The 15,943-nt window shown below is 65.6% G+C and carries 16 protein-coding genes; 13 read left to right on the top strand and 3 right to left on the bottom strand.

What is annotated here, in order from left to right; all coding sequences use genetic code 11:
• Positions 1-261: 261 nt before the first annotated feature.
• Positions 262-1,467 (bottom strand): M20/M25/M40 family metallo-hydrolase, encoded by a 1,206-nt coding sequence (locus QX124_RS31435; RefSeq protein WP_315799262.1) that lies wholly within the window; start codon positions 1,465-1,467, stop codon positions 262-264.
• Positions 1,468-1,610: 143 nt separating this feature from the next.
• Here QX124_RS31435 and QX124_RS31440 point away from each other — a divergent pair, with 143 nt between their 5' ends.
• The 6 genes from QX124_RS31440 to QX124_RS31465 all read left to right on the top strand — a co-directional run bounded on the left by QX124_RS31440 (position 1,611) and on the right by QX124_RS31465 (position 6,241).
• Positions 1,611-2,369: an SDR family oxidoreductase gene (locus QX124_RS31440; protein WP_315799263.1), complete on the top strand. Its 759-nt coding sequence runs from the start codon at positions 1,611-1,613 to the stop codon at positions 2,367-2,369.
• Positions 2,366-3,274 carry a sigma-70 family RNA polymerase sigma factor gene (locus tag QX124_RS31445; RefSeq protein ID WP_315799264.1) on the top strand — a complete coding sequence of 303 codons (909 nt, stop codon included), beginning with the start codon at positions 2,366-2,368 and terminating at the stop codon, positions 3,272-3,274. The genes QX124_RS31440 and QX124_RS31445 overlap by 4 nt, the downstream gene beginning before the upstream one ends.
• An 81-nt stretch (positions 3,275-3,355) precedes the next feature.
• A complete protein-coding gene (locus QX124_RS31450) occupies positions 3,356-3,922 on the top strand; it encodes a cytochrome b (protein WP_315739273.1) in 567 nt (188 codons plus the stop codon).
• Positions 3,923-4,062: 140 nt separating this feature from the next.
• Positions 4,063-4,467, top strand: a complete 405-nt coding sequence (locus QX124_RS31455) for an OsmC family protein (RefSeq protein ID WP_315739451.1) — start codon at positions 4,063-4,065, stop codon at positions 4,465-4,467.
• Positions 4,464-5,165 carry a VIT family protein gene (locus QX124_RS31460; protein WP_315799265.1) on the top strand — a complete coding sequence of 234 codons (702 nt, stop codon included), beginning with the start codon at positions 4,464-4,466 and terminating at the stop codon, positions 5,163-5,165. The genes QX124_RS31455 and QX124_RS31460 overlap by 4 nt, the downstream gene beginning before the upstream one ends.
• 254 nt (positions 5,166-5,419) lie before the next feature.
• Positions 5,420-6,241, top strand: a complete 822-nt coding sequence (locus QX124_RS31465; RefSeq protein ID WP_315799266.1) for an HlyD family efflux transporter periplasmic adaptor subunit — start codon at positions 5,420-5,422, stop codon at positions 6,239-6,241.
• A gap of 35 nt (positions 6,242-6,276) precedes the next feature.
• Here QX124_RS31465 and QX124_RS31470 read toward each other — a convergent pair whose 3' ends face one another.
• Together QX124_RS31470 and recQ are read right to left on the bottom strand one after the other, a co-directional pair.
• A complete protein-coding gene (locus tag QX124_RS31470) occupies positions 6,277-6,582 on the bottom strand; it encodes a hypothetical protein (protein ID WP_315799267.1) in 306 nt (101 codons plus the stop codon).
• Positions 6,583-6,989: 407 nt separating this feature from the next.
• Positions 6,990-8,795 (bottom strand): DNA helicase RecQ, encoded by a 1,806-nt coding sequence (gene recQ / locus QX124_RS31475; RefSeq protein WP_315799268.1) that lies wholly within the window; start codon positions 8,793-8,795, stop codon positions 6,990-6,992.
• Between the two features lie 223 nt (positions 8,796-9,018).
• On the opposite strand from recQ, the gene QX124_RS31480 reads away from it, so the two are divergent.
• The 7 genes from QX124_RS31480 to QX124_RS31510 all read left to right on the top strand — a co-directional run bounded on the left by QX124_RS31480 (position 9,019) and on the right by QX124_RS31510 (position 15,941).
• A complete protein-coding gene (locus QX124_RS31480; protein ID WP_315799269.1) occupies positions 9,019-9,906 on the top strand; it encodes a 4'-phosphopantetheinyl transferase in 888 nt (295 codons plus the stop codon).
• Positions 9,907-10,237: 331 nt separating this feature from the next.
• Positions 10,238-11,569 (top strand): ABC transporter substrate-binding protein, encoded by a 1,332-nt coding sequence (locus QX124_RS31485; RefSeq protein WP_315770974.1) that lies wholly within the window; start codon positions 10,238-10,240, stop codon positions 11,567-11,569.
• Positions 11,570-11,693: 124 nt separating this feature from the next.
• On the top strand, positions 11,694-12,656 hold the full coding sequence (locus tag QX124_RS31490) for a sugar ABC transporter permease (RefSeq protein ID WP_315739280.1): 963 nt from the start codon (positions 11,694-11,696) through the stop codon (positions 12,654-12,656).
• Positions 12,653-13,606: a carbohydrate ABC transporter permease gene (locus QX124_RS31495; protein WP_315757847.1), complete on the top strand. Its 954-nt coding sequence runs from the start codon at positions 12,653-12,655 to the stop codon at positions 13,604-13,606. The genes QX124_RS31490 and QX124_RS31495 overlap by 4 nt, the downstream gene beginning before the upstream one ends.
• A complete protein-coding gene (locus QX124_RS31500; RefSeq protein WP_409997777.1) occupies positions 13,603-13,821 on the top strand; it encodes a hypothetical protein in 219 nt (72 codons plus the stop codon). The genes QX124_RS31495 and QX124_RS31500 overlap by 4 nt, the downstream gene beginning before the upstream one ends.
• 4 nt (positions 13,822-13,825) lie before the next feature.
• A complete protein-coding gene (locus tag QX124_RS31505; protein WP_315799270.1) occupies positions 13,826-14,938 on the top strand; it encodes an ABC transporter ATP-binding protein in 1,113 nt (370 codons plus the stop codon).
• On the top strand, positions 14,931-15,941 hold the full coding sequence (locus tag QX124_RS31510) for an ABC transporter ATP-binding protein (protein ID WP_315799271.1): 1,011 nt from the start codon (positions 14,931-14,933) through the stop codon (positions 15,939-15,941). The genes QX124_RS31505 and QX124_RS31510 overlap by 8 nt, the downstream gene beginning before the upstream one ends.
• Positions 15,942-15,943 lie beyond the last annotated feature (2 nt).

Here is a 15,943-nt window from a genome sequence, read left to right on the forward strand (position 1 = left end):
TGTGGTTCTGCCGCGTGCTTTCTGCTGCACGCGGACCGCGGGTATCAGCCGATACCCGGTCTTCCCTGCGCCTCTTCTTCGAGGAGAAGAGGACCAAAGGACGCAAAGCCCGGGTGCCATCCGCCGCGGGAGCGCGACGTCATGGCCTCGCTGTTCGACCTGTTCGGAACATGCGCGTTTGCCGGCAAGCCCGTCATCACGACGTTGCGCGGGAGCAGGGAGGTTGCAGCCATTCCGCCTGCGTGTCCAGACGGCGTCGTCTCATCCCATCGTGGCCAGCCGCACCGCCAGCGCGCAGGCTCGGTCGTATTCGTCCAGGTTGATCCATTCGTCGATCGTGTGCGGCTCGTTCTGGCCGGTGCCGAAGGTCACGGTGGGAATGCCGTGGCGGACCATCCAGTTGGCGTCGAGGCCGCCATTGCCGGCGCGCAAGGTCGGCGTGGCGCCGATGTCGGAGACGGCGGCCGTGGCGCGCTTGACGACGGGAAGGGTCTCCTTCATCCGGAACGGATGATAGTCGGTCTCGGCCTTGAACTTGACGCGGCCGGATTTGCCGTCGCTGTTGGTGACGCGCTTGGCGGCGGTCTCGAAAGCGGTCCTGTAGGCCTTGGTGATCTCACGGATGAACTTGGCATCGTGGCTGCGGCATTCGCCGCGGACATGGATGTAGTCGGTGACGACGTTGGTGGCGTCGCCCGCGGGGCGGCCTTCGCCGCCGGTGACCGGACCGACATTGCTGGTGCCCTGCTTGGCGTCCTTGCCCTTGCCCTTCACCACCTTGCCGAACCAGCCGCCGGCTTTGACCTCGGCGAGCGCGAGCGCCAGGATCATGGTGGCGCTGATGCCGCGCTCCGGCGCGACGCCGGCATGCGAGGCACGGCCGAAGATCTCGACCTCCCAGCGGTCGGCGCCGACGGCACCGATGGTGACGCTGGAGGCCGAGCTGCCGTCGAAATTGAAGGCCATCTCGGGCGCGCCGAGGTCATCCGTGTTGACGTGGCGCGCGCCATGGAGCCCGCTCTCCTCGCGCACGCAGAACAGCAGGGTGATCGGCGGATGATCGAGCTTTTGCCTGACAAGCTCGGCGGCGAGCGTGACGAGGATGCCGCAGCCGCAGCGATTGTCGCCGCCGAGCGCGGTCTTGGCCTGATTGACGATCTTGCGACCAGCGATCTTCGGCTGCGCGCCGGCGCACAGCGGCACCGTGTCCATATGGGTCATGAACATGATCCGCGGCTGATTGTGCTGGCTGCCGCGGCCGGGCAGCTCGACGATCAGGTTGCCGGTCTCGGTCGGCAGCGGAATGCGCGTATTGGCATCGTCGAGCCGCATCGCCTTGGCCGGCACGCCGGCCTGCTTCAGCGCCGCCATGATCTCGCGTCCGATCGCCTTCTCCTGTCCGGTCACGCCCTGGACGGCCAGAAAACGCATCAGGCGATCGGTGGCGGCGGCGGTGTCGACGGACATGAAGCGATTCCCATGATGAACGATGTGCCCGGAGCATCCAGCCGGGCGGCCGGTTGCGCAAGGGGGCTCGCATTGGTTTCGCCGCCTGACTCTTTTCCGATGCCTCGATCGTCTTCATGTCATCTGGACATTGGAGCATCAAGATGAGCCTGAAAGACAAGACGATCGTCGTTACCGGTGGGAGCCGCGGTCTCGGCCTGGGAGTCGTGGAGGCTCTTGTCGATCGCGGCGCCGAGGTGACCGTGGTGGCGCGCGGAACCGAGGCGCTGAACGCGATCGCTGCGCGTCTGGGCGTGGCCACGATCGCGGCCGACGTCACCGACGAGGCCGCTGCGCATCGCATCGTCGGCGATATCAGCCCCGACATCCTGATCTTGAACGCCGGCACAACGCCGCTCATGGGCCGGCTGGATCGGCTGACCTGGAGGGATTTCTCGGCTGCCTGGGAAACGGACGTCAAGGCGGGCTTGTACTGGATCCAGGCGGCGCTCAAGCTCCCGCTCAAGCCAGGAAGCCGCGTGCTGGTCGGATCGAGCGGCGCGGCGGTGGGTGGTTCACAGATGTCAGGCGGCTACGGCGGCGCCAAGCGCATGCTCTGGTTCATGGCGAAATATGCCAACGGCGTGTCGCAGGACGACAGACTCGGCATCCGCTTCCAGGCGATCGTGCCGCGCATGATGATCCTCGGCACGGGGGTGGGGGATACGGCCGCGGGCGCTTATGCCGGGTCCATGGGCATCACGCCGGAAGCGTTCGTCGCCCGTTTCGGCGCGCCGATGCCGCCGCGCGCGTTCGGCGATCGCGTCGTCTCCGTGCTGGAGGACCCGCGATTCGCCGATGGTGTCGTGTTCGGTCTGAATGGCGACGACGGTGTGACGGTGATGGAAGGAGCGGCAGCTTGAGTGACGGACCACAGGATCAGCAAGACGCGCGCAGGGCCGAGCTCATGGCCCTGGCAGAGAAGTTGCGGCCCGAGCTGCATCGCTATTGCGCGCGGCTGATGGGGTCGGTGATCGACGGCGAGGACGTCGTGCAGGACACCCTGACGAAGGCGCTCGTCGCCGTGGGCGAGATGCGGGACCTCGCGATGCTGCGCGCCTGGCTGTTCCGGGTCGCGCATAACCGGGCGCTGGACCTGCTGCGCAGCCGTGCGATCCGGGCGGTCGAACCGATCGAGGCCGCTGACGACGTCGCCGATGACGCCGCACCGGATGCCGTGGAGGTGATGATGCGCGACGAGGCGATCAGGACGGCGGTGTCGCGCTTCACGGAGCTTCCGATCCCTCAGCGGAGCGTGCTCATCCTCAAGGACGTGCTCGACGAGCCGCTCGCCGACATCGCGGCGTTGCTCGGCCTGACGTTGGACTCGGTGAAGGCGCATCTCGCCCGCGCCCGCGCGCGGCTCTCCGAGATCAACGCCGTGGCCGAGGCCCGGCCGGCGGCGAGACCGGCGTCCGATGCGGTGGCGCGCTATGTGAGCCTGTTCAACCGGCGTGATTGGGACGGCCTGCGCGCGCTGCTGGCGCACGACGTCAAACTGCACCAGTCCACTCATCCCATCCGTGTCGGCCCGGCCGATGTCGGGATGTTCTTCAGCATCTACGCCGGGATGGACGGCGTCTGGCTGGCGCCCGCCTGGCTCGAGGGCCGGGAAGTGATCGCCGTGTTCGAACGCCACGGCGATCCGCAGCCCAGCTACTTCATGTGGCTGAGCTGGCGCGACGGCAAGATCAGCTTCATCCGCGACTACCGCTACGTCCGCTATGTCATCGCCGATGCAGAGCTGGCACTCGTCCCGCCAGTCTGAGCACCCCGGCCGGCAAGGGCTTGATCCACGTCAACGAGGGACGGTCGCGCCAGGACCATATTCTGACGAGAGAGGTCCGAGATGCAGCTCTTCAACTCGACGCGAAGCTACGGCGCAATTCCGCAGACGTTGCATTGGCTGACGGTCGTGCTCGTGGCCGTCGCCTGGGCGCTTGGTGTCTTCGGTGACGTGCTGCCCAAGGGCGCACCGCGCGAATCCGGCCTGTTCATCCACGTGACGGCTGGGATCGCGATCCTCGCGCTTCTGGCCGTGCGTCTGGCCTGGCGGCTGGCCGATCCATCTCCGCCGCCCGAGACGACCGAATTCGCCACATGGATGGGAAAGTGGCAGGATCCGGCCGCGCGTTTCGCGCACTACGCCCTCTATGCGCTGCTCCTTGCCGTGCCTGTCGTTGGAATCGTGTTGCAGTTTGCACGCGGTGATGCCTTGCCGCTGTTTGGCATCGCCGAGATCGCGTCGCCCTGGCCCAAGGACCGCGCGTTTGCTCACAACGTCAAGGAAGTGCACGAAATTCTCGCCCACGCCCTCGTCATCGTGGCCGCAATGCATGCGGCCGCCGCGCTGATCCATCACTGGATCTTCCGGGATCGGACGCTCCTGCGCATGCTGCCTCATTCGGACGACTAGGGGAGGCGACAGGCCTGTCGGGAATGACGGATTGCGTCGTCGCTTCAGGCGCCGTGACCGAACGGTCGCGATCCGATCGATCACTCCGCTCATGGTTCGGATTGCCAATCCCCCAGGAAACACGGCCGGGAGACTCGCCAATGCTGGAGTATCGCGTCAACGCCCGACGGATCGATGCGCATGAAAGCGTCGCAGACTGCAAGGATGCGACCGTGGTGCTCGATACCGACGTCAAGGGACGGCGGGATGCATTCAACCCGGCCGAGCTTCTTCTCGCCGCGGTTGCCGCCTGCATGATCAAGGGAATCGAACGCGTGACGCCGATGCTCAAGTTCCATGTTCGTGGCGTCGAGGTGCGACTGATCGGCGTCCGTCAGGACAGCCCGCCGATGATGGCGTCGATCGATTACGAGCTGATCGTCGACACCGATGAAGATGACCGCCGGCTCGAGCTGCTTCATCAGAATGTCAGGAAGTATGGAACGATTTCCAACACCGTGGCCGCCGCGACGAGGTTGCAAGGCGTGATCAGGAGAAAGACATGAGCCGTCTTCACGTCCACCCTGAAAGCCACCTGGTGGCGCGGATCGGATGGCTCAGGGCGGCCGTTCTGGGAGCCAATGACGGCATCATTTCGACTGCAAGTCTGATCGTCGGTGTTGCTGCGGCAGCAGCGACACGAAACGACGTCCTGATCGCGGGTGTCGCGGGATTGGTCGCGGGAGCGATGTCGATGGCCGCCGGTGAATATGTCTCCGTCAGTTCGCAATCGGATACGGAACAGGCCGACCTTGCACGGGAGCGCAAGGAGCTGAGCGACAACCCCGCATTTGAACGCGACGAGCTTGCCGATATCTACGTCAAGCGAGGTGTGGATCAATCCCTTGCGCGGCGGGTGGCCGAGCAGTTGATGGCGAAAGACGCGTTGACGGCTCATGCGCGCGACGAATTGGGAATCTCGGAGATCACCGCAGCGCGGCCCATCCAGGCCGCCGTGACCTCGGCCATGATGTTTTCGGTCGGAGCCGCCATGCCCTTGCTGATGGTCGTCGTGTCGCCCGCCAACTTGCTGGTCCCGATCGTCTCCGCGGCTTCTCTCGCCTTTCTCGCGGTGCTGGGAGCGATCGGCGCAAAGGCAGGCGGGGCCAACATTCCGCGCGCCACCTTTCGCGTGACGTTCTGGGGGGCCTTCGCCCTGGGTCTCACCGCAGGAATCGGAAAGTTGTTTGGGGCCGTCGTTTGAAGCGCGGGCAAAGCTTGCGTGACGATCAACGGCGTTACCGCCGTCTCGTGTCGAGGTTGCGGCGGTGTCGCGCTGTCGTCGACGCCGGCATTGTTTCGAGAAATTGAAGACCCAATTCGGTCCAGGCGCCATTATCAACCGGCCCGCGAGCCGCCACATCTGCGTCACGAGCATTCGATGGGCGCGACCCTCACGTCACGAGGACGCCGCCGAGGCGGCAACGCGCCCGATGCCGTGGTCGTGAGGAGCGAGCGGTGGACGGACAGCAAGCGCCGGGCGGATCCCGGCCGGTCATTCTGCATCAGGAGCGTCCCCCGGCGGAGCCGCGCGCCAGGGCGTCCGCAGGACGTGCGCTGTGGTTGCTCGTCGCGCTCAGCCTGATGTTCGGAATGCTGGTCGCGGTGCCGTGGATGGTCGAGTATGTGACCGTCGGCCAATATCTGGTTCACACCGATGACGCCTATGTCAGGATGAACGAAGTCCCAGTCAGGTCGGCGGTGTCCGGCCTGGTCAGGGACCTGCTCGTGACCGACAATCAGGAGATTGTTGCGGGACAGGTTCTGGCGCGGATCGAGCACCGGGACGAGCGCGCCGCGACGGTCGCGCTGAACGACGTCATTGCTCCCGTCGCCGGCGTCGTGGCCGCAAGCGGTCTCCATGTCGGGGACGCCGTGACGGCAGATCGGTCGTTGATGGCGGTGGTCACGCCGGGCGAGTCCCACGTCATCGCTGCCCTCGCGGTCTCCGAGATCACCTATGTCGCGATCGGACAGGCGGTCACGATCGACGTGCCCGGTCTGCCCTCCGTCCGGCTCTATGGGCATGTCGCGGATGCCGAATTGATCGGCGCGGCGTCGGGCTCGCCAGACGGCGAAAGCCGGATTGCGCTGAAGATCAGCCTGCTGAAGGCGGCCATGCCAGCCGGATTGCGATCCGGCATGGCTGTCGGCGCGACGATCCTGACCGGCCTGACCGGGACGGAGCGGATGGTCTCGCAGATCCTGCAGAAGAGGGCGCAGAGGACCTGCCGCTGCGAGCAGGATCTCCAACCCGCGTCGGTGCAGCGGCGCATCTGACCACGGCATCCCCACGCGACGCGCGGCGCCTGCGATCAGCCGCGGCTGAGCTCCTGCACGCCGTCGTGAACCTGGTAGACGACCTTGCCCTCGCGCCAGGCGAACGCGCCGCCGGGCTCGCGGCAGACGATGCCGGCGTCCGGAATCAGCTTGTCGCAGAGCATGACGATGATGTCCTCCAGCGGTGCGCTGGTGTCGTTCTCCTCGGTCATCCGGTCGATCGAGATCTCGCCGCCCTCGACGCCGTCGTCGATGTGGACGATGAAGATCTCCTCATGGCCATGGATGCCATGCGCCGTCACCCGAAACACTTCCCCCTTGTACTCGAATTCCCGAACCATCGCGTCCGCCCATATGAGTTTGTTGATTGCCGTTTCAAGCGGGGACGGAAACTAAGAGCGTGCCGCGCGAGGGTCAAGAAAAGTCGGTGTCGGGAATCCGACAAAATACAACGGGTGCGAACGCATGCTACGGGTGTGCGCGCATGTTCGCTGCACGACGGGCAATCCGTGCATGCCGCTCATGCGCGAACTGCCCGTGGAGCCGATTTGTCGTAAACTAATCAATTGCACTCGGGCAAATCACCGTCACATTTCCGCGCATCCGGCTTCGCCGAAGAGGGACGTTTCGCGATCGTCGCGAGCGTCCGGCCGGGATCGCGAGCCCATGTGTGAGGCCATGTGTGAGGCCATGTGTGCCGTCTGATAGTCGAGCGAAGGAGTCGCGGTGCTGCGGGACGATGGCCGGCTCAGGCGCCCGCATCATGCGCTTTGATGACCGCCACGAATGCCTCGCCGTAGCGCGCGAGCTTGACCGTGCCGGCGCCGGGGATGCTCGCAAGCTCCGCGACGGAGCGCGGATGGCGGGCCGCCATTTCGGCCAGCGTCTTGTCGTGGAAGATGACGTAGGGCGGCACGTTCTGGGCCTTGGCGAGCTCCATCCGCCGGACGCGCAGCTTCTCGAACAGGTCACGGTCGAGGTCAGGAAATGTCGTCGTGGTCTGCCGCTCCCGAGCCTTGCGGTCGCGCCTGGTCTTCTTCAGCACGCGCAGGCTGAGTTGCGGCTTGTCGCGTAGGAACTGGCGGCCCTCGGGCGAGATCGACAGGCCGCCATGGCCGGCGATGTCGACGCTGATCAGCCCATGCGCGACGAGCTGGCGGACGATGGAGCGCCAGGCGTTGCGGTCGTGCTCCTTGCCGATGCCGAAGGTGGAGAGCTTGTCATGGCCGAGCCGTTCGATGCGCTCGTCCGTCTCGCCGAGCAGCACCGCGACGACGTGGGCCTGGCCGAAGCGCTCGCCGGTGCGGTGGATGCAGGACAGCAGCTTCTGCGCGGCGATGGTGCCGTCGAAGGTCTCGGGCGGGTCGAGGCAGATGTCGCAATTGCCGCACGGCGCGCAATCGTCGCCGAAATAGCGCAGCAGCACCTGGCGCCGGCATTGGCAGGTCTCGGCGAAGCCGAGCAGCGCATCGAGCTTGCGGCGCTCGGTGCGCTTGCGCGCATCGGGCGCGTCCGACTCATCGATGAAGCGGCGGCGCAGCGCGATGTCCTCGGCGCCGTACAGCATCAGGGTTTCCGATGGCAGGCCGTCGCGGCCGGCGCGGCCGGTCTCCTGATAGTAGGCCTCGATGCTGGACGGCAGATCGGCATGCAGCACGAAGCGCACGTCGGGCTTGTCGATGCCCATGCCGAAGGCGATGGTGGCGACCATGATCAGCCCCTGCTCGAGCTGGAAGCGACGCTGGTTCTTCTCCCGCGCCTTCATCTCCATGCCGGCATGATAGGGCAGCGCCGGAAAGCCGTGGTCGCTGAGCGAGGCGGCGACCTCCTCGGTCTTGCGCTTGGACAGGCAATAGACGATGCCGCTCTCGCCCTCGCGGGATTTCAGGAAGGCTAGCATCTGCTGCATCGTGCTGGTCTTCTCCGCCGCGCCGTAGCGGATGTTCGGCCGGTCGAAGCCGGCGATGAAGCTGTTGCCGTCGCCGATCGAGAGATGCTCGACGATCTCGGCCCGCGTCGGCGCATCGGCGGTGGCGGTGAGCGCGATGCGCGGGATCGTCGGGAACAGCCCGGCGAGACAGTCGAGGGCGCGGTATTCGGGCCGGAAATCATGGCCCCATTGCGAGACGCAGTGCGCCTCGTCGATGGCGATCAGCGACAGTTGCGCGGCCTTGAGACGCTCCAGGTTCTCCGGCCTGAGCAGCGTCTCGGGCGCCATGTAGAGCAGGTCGAGCTCGCCGCGTTCGATGTCCTGCCACAGCAGGTCCTTCTCGGCGCCCCAGAGCCGCGAGTTCAGCGCCGCGGCCTTCACGCCGGCCTGCCGGAGCGCCGTGACCTGGTCCTCCATCAGCGCGATCAGCGGCGAGATGATCAGTCCGAGGCCGGGACGCGCCAGCGCCGGGATCTGGTAGCACAGCGACTTGCCGCCGCCGGTCGGCATCAGCACGAAGGCATTGTGTCCGGCGATCACGTGCTCGACGATGTCGCGCTGCCGCCCGCGAAAGCTGTCATAGCCGAACACGGCCTTGAGGATCGAGAGCGGATCGGCGGTCATGGGAACGCACTTCTTCGGCAGACGGAGGGACTGGATAAGTCCCGTTGCGGGACGCCGCCGTCAAGCGAAAGCTGCCCGGTGACGCGCATTTCAGCGGCGCGGAGAAGCATGGCGGGGACAGTGGCAGGGGCGCGTTGGACAAGCCGACGAGTTATGGCAGAATCGACTTGCATCGCATTATGTTCCGATCCTGATACGAGCATGGGCTGCCGGGGCGAGTTGGGTGCCTTGGCACCTCGCCGGGCGCAAGGTGGTGCTGGTCGATGCCGATCCGCAGTGGTCGGTGGTGCGGCTCGCCGAGCGGCAGCGTGCGCTCGCCATGCAAAGCTCGGGCGCGTGGCGCCGCGAGATCGCGAAACATGTTGAACCGTTGGAATTCGCTTCGACGTCGCCGTGTCGTATACGGTGGCGGTCGGTCGAGACCGGTCCGCAAAGAGACGCGCGCGCAGAGTTGGTGACGAGGGTGCTTGCAGATCTGTTTGAAGGCCCGGTCGTGGTCGTGGCCTCCAGCCTCTCGCTGGCGGACGACGAGCTGTTTGCCGAGGAGCGCGCTCATATTCAAGCCGCGGTCGCCAAGCGGCGGGCCGAGTTCGCGACCGCGCGGGTCCTGGCGCGCAGGGCGCTGGCCGCGCTCGGAGCTCCGCCGGTGGCGCTCGTCCCGGCGCCGGATCGCGCGCCGGTGTGGCCGCCGGGCTATGTGGGAAGCATCTCACATTGTGCCGATCATTGCGCCGTGGCCGTAGCCCGAAGCAGGGATGTCTCGTCGCTCGGACTGGATGTCGAGGACCTGCGCGAGCTCGATCCGTCGATGCGCGACCTGGTGCTTACGCCGGCCGAGCGGCGATGGCTTCGCGCGCAGCCGGACGCCTTGCAGCCGATGCTGCCGATCGTGATCTTCAGCGCGAAGGAAGCCTACTACAAATGCCAATATCCGATCACGCACGGCTTCCTGGATTTCCAGGACGTCGAGCTCACGATCGCATGGGCGGCAGGCACGTTCGAGGCGCGCGTCGTGAGAGAGGGATGGCCGGCTGCCATTGCTCGCCTCGCCGGACGCTTCCTCATCGCTGACGGCCGGGTCAGTTGCGGCGTGACGTTGGCGAAGGGCTGATCGCGCGGATGCAGCCTGGAGCTGGGCCGAGCCTGCGTCCTGGCGGCTGCGCCGGAGAGCCGCGCCATCGCCATCCCGGCAAACCTCCGGACGACGAGCAGCTTACCGCAGTCGCTAAACATGATGCGCTGCAAACGTCGCGAAAACGCGCTTGACATGTTTAGTCATTCACAATCTACTAAACAAAATACTTAACTCGGACGGATGATCCGGGGCCATGGGGAAACGCTTGCGGCTCGCGCTGTCGTTGTGACGGCGCCGCTCGCCGCAGGCCATGCATCGCCGTCACCCACGCGAAGCGGGGACGGCGCCAACAGGGAGGGAGTGCCAGATGAAGTTGCTGCAGACATTTGCACTGACGGCGACGGTCGCCGCTGCGACCGTGCTCGGCGCATCCGCGCCGGCACGCGCCGAAGGAAAGACCATCACCTTGTGCTGGGCCGCCTGGGACCCGGCCAATGCGCTGGTCGAGCTGTCCAAGGACTTCACCGCCAAGACCGGCGTCAGCATGAAGTTCGAGTTCGTGCCGTGGCCGAACTTCGCCGACCGCATGCTCAACGAGCTGAACTCCAAGGGCAAGCTGTGCGACCTGATGATCGGCGACTCCCAGTGGATCGGCGGCGCCGCCGAGAACGGTCAATATGTCAAGCTCAACGAGTTCTTCGATAAGGAAGGCATCAAGATCTCCGACTTCATGCCCGCCACCGTGGCCGGCTACGCCGAATGGCCGAAGGGCACGCCGAACTACTGGGCGCTGCCGGCGATGGGCGACGCCAACGGCTGGACCTATCGCAAGGACTGGTTCTCACGGTCCGAAATCCGCGAGGAGTTCAAGAAGAAGTTCGGCCGCGAGCTCGACGTGCCCAAGACGCAAGCCGAGCTGAAGGACATCGCCGAGTTCTTCCAGAAGCGGGTGATCGACGGCAAGACCGTCTACGGCGCGGCGATCTTCACCGAGCGCGGCTCGGAAGGCATCACCATGGGCGTCACCAACGCGCTCTATCCGTTCGGCTTCAAGTATCAGAACCCGAAGAAGCCGTATGACATGCAGGGCTTTGTCAATTCCGACGACGCCGTGAAGGGCCTCGAATTCTACAAGGCGCTGTACAAGTGCTGCACGCCGCCCGGCTATTCGAATGGCTACATGCAGGAAGGGCTCGACGCCTTCAAGTCCGGCCAGGTCGCGCTGCAGATGAACTGGTTCGCCTTTTTCCCGGGCCTCTACAAGGACCCCAATGTCGGCGGCGACAAGATCGGCTTCTTCGTCAACCCGGCGCAGAAGGAGAAGGGCTCGCAGCTCGGCGGGCAGGGCATCTCGGTGGTGGCCTATTCGCCGAACCGTGCCGAGGCGCTGGCCTACATCAAATGGTTTGCCTCGCTCGACACCCAGAAGAAATGGTGGGCGCTCGGCGGCTATAGCTGCCACAAGGGCGTGCTCAACGACCCCAACTTCAAAAACACCGCGCCGTTCGCCGCCGACTTTCTGGTGGCGATGGACCAGGTGGTCGATTTCTGGGCCGAGCCGTCCTACGCGCAGCTCCTGCTCGCCATGCAGAAGCGCGTCCACGACTATGTCGTCGCCGACCAGGGCACCGCCAAGGGCGCGCTCGACGGGCTGATCGCCGACTGGACCAAGGTCTTCAAGGAGGACGGCAAGCTCTGATGGCCGCGGCACCTCGCGCACACGCGGGATTCGCCACGACAATCCCTCCGGCGAGCTTCGGCTTGCCGGGCGGACCAACCAGTCTCACCGCCAGCCAGAAGCAGCCAGTGAAGCAGTCCCTCGCATGACCGACCAAACCGGACTGAGCAGCCTCGTCGACCGCGCCGCCCTCGTGACGCCGCCGGTCGTGGCGGGACGCGTGCGCGGCCTGTCCGAGCGCGCCATCGCCTGGCTGTTCATCACGCCGACCATGCTGCTGCTGCTCGCGATCAACATCTTCCCGTTGATCTGGACCATCCGGCTGTCCTTCACCAATTATCGCGCGAACCGTCCGAACGCCACCGTGCTCGATGTCGGGCTCGCCAACTACCAGTCGATCCTGACCGATCCGGACGTCTGGGCGGCGATGACGGTGACCGCGCGCTTCGTGTTCTGGACCATCCTGATCCAGACCGTGCTGGGCTTCACCCTGGCCTGGCTGATCGACAAGAAATTCCGTGGCCACGGCCTTTGGACCACGTTGATCCTGCTGCCGATGATGCTGTCGCCGGCCGTGGTCGGCAATTTCTGGACCTTCCTGTACCAGCCGCAGATCGGCCTGTTCAATTACGTCATCGCCGCCGTGACCGGCATGCCGGCGTCGTCGTTCCAGATGCTGGCGCAGGTGCCGCTGGCGCCTTGGGCCATCGTCGTCGTCGACACCTGGATGTGGACGCCCTACGTGATGCTGATCTGCCTCGCAGGCCTGCGCTCAATTCCCGACTACATCTATGAGGCGGCCGAGGTCGACCGCGCCTCGCCGTGGCGGCAGTTCTGGTCGATCACGCTGCCGATGGCGCTGCCCTTCATCATGCTCGCGGTGTTGTTCCGCGGCATCGAGAACTTCAAGATGTTCGACATGGTCAACCTGCTGACCGGCGGCGGTCCAGGCTCGACGACCGAGGTCGCCTCGATCACCTTGAAGCGCGAGGCGTTCGAAAAGTGGCGCACCGGCTATTCCTCGGCGTTCGCCATCATCCTGTTCGTCACCGTGTTCGGTCTCGCCAACATCTACGTCAAGGCGCTCAACCGGGTGAAAAGCCGATGACCGGTCTCGCAACCGCCCACTCCGTCGTTGATCCGTCGCCGCTGACCAAGCGGATCGCGGCAACCGTGGTGATCGCCTATGCCCTGATCACTTTGGTGCCGCTGCTGTGGATCTTCATGACCGGATTCAAGTCGCCATCGGACGCGATCGCCTATCCGCCGAAGCTGGTCGCCGAGCCGAGCCTGGAGGGCTACTGCAACCTGTTCACGACCCGGACCCGGCAGGCCCCGGAGTACATGGCCAAGCTGCCGCCGGCCGCCAGCCTCTGCGACAGCATCTCGCGCGGCCGCAACATGGTGGTCGCGGGTCCATCGAACTACATCCCACGCTACGTGAATTCACTGGTGATCGCGTTCGGCTCGACCGCGCTGTCGGTCGTGCTCGGCACGCTTGCGGCCTACGCCTTCTCGCGCTTCAAGGTGCCGCTGAAGGATGACCTCTTGTTCTTCATCCTGTCGACGCGGATGATGCCGCCGATTGCGGTCGCGATCCCGATCTACCTGATGTATCGCGAGCTCGGCCTGTCCGACACGCGGCTCGGCATGATCCTGCTCTATACGTCCGTCAACATCTCGCTCGCGGTCTGGCTGCTCAAGGGCTTCATGGACGAAATCCCGCGCGAATACGAGGAGGCGGCGATGGTCGACGGCTACACCCGCCTGCAAGCCTTCTTCAAGGTCGTGTTGCCGCAGGCCACCACCGGCATCGTCGCCACCGCGATCTTCTGCCTGATCTTCGCCTGGAACGAATATGCCTTTGCGGTGCTTCTGACCTCGGGCACGGCGCAGACCGCGCCGCCCTTCATTCCGATTATCATCGGCGAGGGCGGCCAGGACTGGCCGGCGGTTGCGGCGGGCACCACGCTGTTCCTGATCCCGATCGTCGTGTTCACGGTGCTGCTGAGGAAACACCTGTTGCGCGGCATCACCTTCGGAGCGGTGCGCAAATGAGCGAGATGGCACAAGAGCAACCGGCCGATGTGGCCTCCACGCGCTGGCCACGGGCGCTGCGGCGCGGCCCGATGGAGACGCTGGCGACGATCCTCATTGCGGCGGGCGTGCTGATGCTGCTGCAGCCGTTTGCGCTGATGCTCTACACCTATTCCTTCATCACCACGCTCGCTGGTGTCGTGATGTTCACCATCGTCTCCAAGTTCCCGGACTGACGCCATGGCCGAGATCCGGATCGAGAACCTGTTCAAGGAGTTCGGCGGCTTTGCCGCCGTGCGCGGCACCAGCTTCACGATCGCCGACGGCGAGTTCTTCTGCCTGCTCGGTCCGTCCGGCTGCGGCAAGACCACCACGTTGCGCATGATTGCGGGCCTGGAGCTGCCGACGTCGGGGACGATCAACCTCGGCGGCGAGGACGTCACCGTTCGCCGCGCGCGTGAGCGCGACATCGCCATGGTGTTCCAGCTGTTCGCGCTCTACCCGCACATGAATGTGCGCAGGAATATCGCCTTTCCGCTGGTCTCGATGGGGGTACCCAAGGCGGAGATCAGGCGGCGGGTCGAGGAGGCGGCGCGCATCCTGCGCATCGACCATCTGATCGACCGTCCGGTGAGCGGGTTGTCGAGCGGCGATCGCCAGCGCGTCGCACTCGGCCGGGCCATCGTGCGCGAGCCCAAGGCGTTCTTGATGGACGAGCCGCTCGGCGCGCTCGATGCCGAGTTCCGTCACATCATGTGCGGCGAGCTGCGCGCGCTGCACGACCGGCTCAAGGCGACCACTGTGTTCGTGACTCACGACCAGCTCGAGGCGATGTCGATGGCCGACACGATCGCGGTGATGAATCGCGGCGTCGTGGAGCAGCTCGGAACGCCCCAGGAGATCTACGACCGTCCCGCCACGATGTTCGTCGCGGACTTCATCGGCTCGCCGGCGATGAACTTCATCCGCTTCGCGGGCAGGCTAGGCGCCGGCACGAACTGCGTGCGCATCGACGGCGCCGAAATCGGCGTGCCCGAGCTGCGCGAGGATGCTGAGAGCGACGAGCTGGTTCTCGGCGTGCGGCCGGAGCAGGTGGCGCTCAGCACGGAAGGCGGGCTGCGCGGGGAGGTGTTCGGCACCGAATATCTCGGCACCACCCAGATCATCACCGTGACGACGGCTCACGGCACCGTCAAGGCGCGCGCGCCCGCGGCGGTCCGGGTTGAGCGTGCGGAGCCGGTCGGACTCAGCTTCCGCGCCGACCGGCTATCGCTGTTCAACGCCGCCACGGGCCGTGCAATCCGCACGGCGCTGTATGAGCAGCCGGTGAGAGGAGGGCGCCATCATGGCTGAGACGCGGCTCAACGCCGTCAGCAAGTCGTTCGGCTCCAAGCCGGCGGTTCGGGATTTGTCGCTGATCATCCGCGATGGCGAGTTCGTGGTGCTGCTCGGGCCGACCGGCGCCGGCAAGACCACGACCTTGCGCCTGGTGGCAGGCCTCGACATGCCGGATGGCGGCAGCATCACCATCGGCGGCGTCGATCAGACGAAAGCGACGCCGGCCGCGCGCGACGTCACGTTCGTGTTTCAGCAATATTCGCTCTATCCGCATCTGTCGGTGTACGACAATCTCGCCTTTCCGCTGCGCTCGCCGGTGCGCAAGATTCCGGAGGCTGAGATCAAGCGCATCGTCGGTGACGTCGCGGGGATGCTGCGGATCGAGGACAAGCTCGGCAACCGCGCTACTCAGCTCTCGGGCGGTCAGATGCAGCGCGTGGCGATCGGCCGTGCGCTCGTGCGCAGACCTGCGATCGCGTTGCTCGACGAGCCGCTGTCCTCGCTCGACGCCAAGCTGCGTTCCGAGCTGCGCATCGAGCTCAAGCGTATCCAGCAGGATCTCGGCGCCACGATGCTCTACGTCACCCACGACCAGATCGAGGCGATGACGCTTGCCAACCGCATCGGCGTGATCGAGCAGGGCCGGCTGGTGCAGGTCGGCAGCCCGCGGGAGGTCTATGAGGATCCGGCCAATACCTATGTGGCGACCCGGCTCGGCAGCCCCGGCATCAATCTGCTGCCGCGTGGGCTGTTCCCGGATCTCGCGGTGCCGGGCGACGTCGCGACGATCGGCGCGCGCACCGAGCACATGATGGTCCGGCGCGCCGAGACCCGTGCGGACGCACGGGTGAAATGGATCGAGCATCTCGGCGATCAGAATCATCTGCATATCACGCTGCAGGACCAGACCATCGTCAGCCTGGTCGAGCCGGATACGGAATTGAAAGTCGGCGACGCCGTCGCTATCGAGTTCACCCGGCCGCTGCTGTTCGACCGGGCGGGCCAGCGGGTGAGATAGAC

The sequence above is a fragment of the Bradyrhizobium sp. SZCCHNRI3043 genome, assembly GCF_032377735.1.
GTDB lineage: Bacteria > Pseudomonadota > Alphaproteobacteria > Rhizobiales > Xanthobacteraceae > Bradyrhizobium.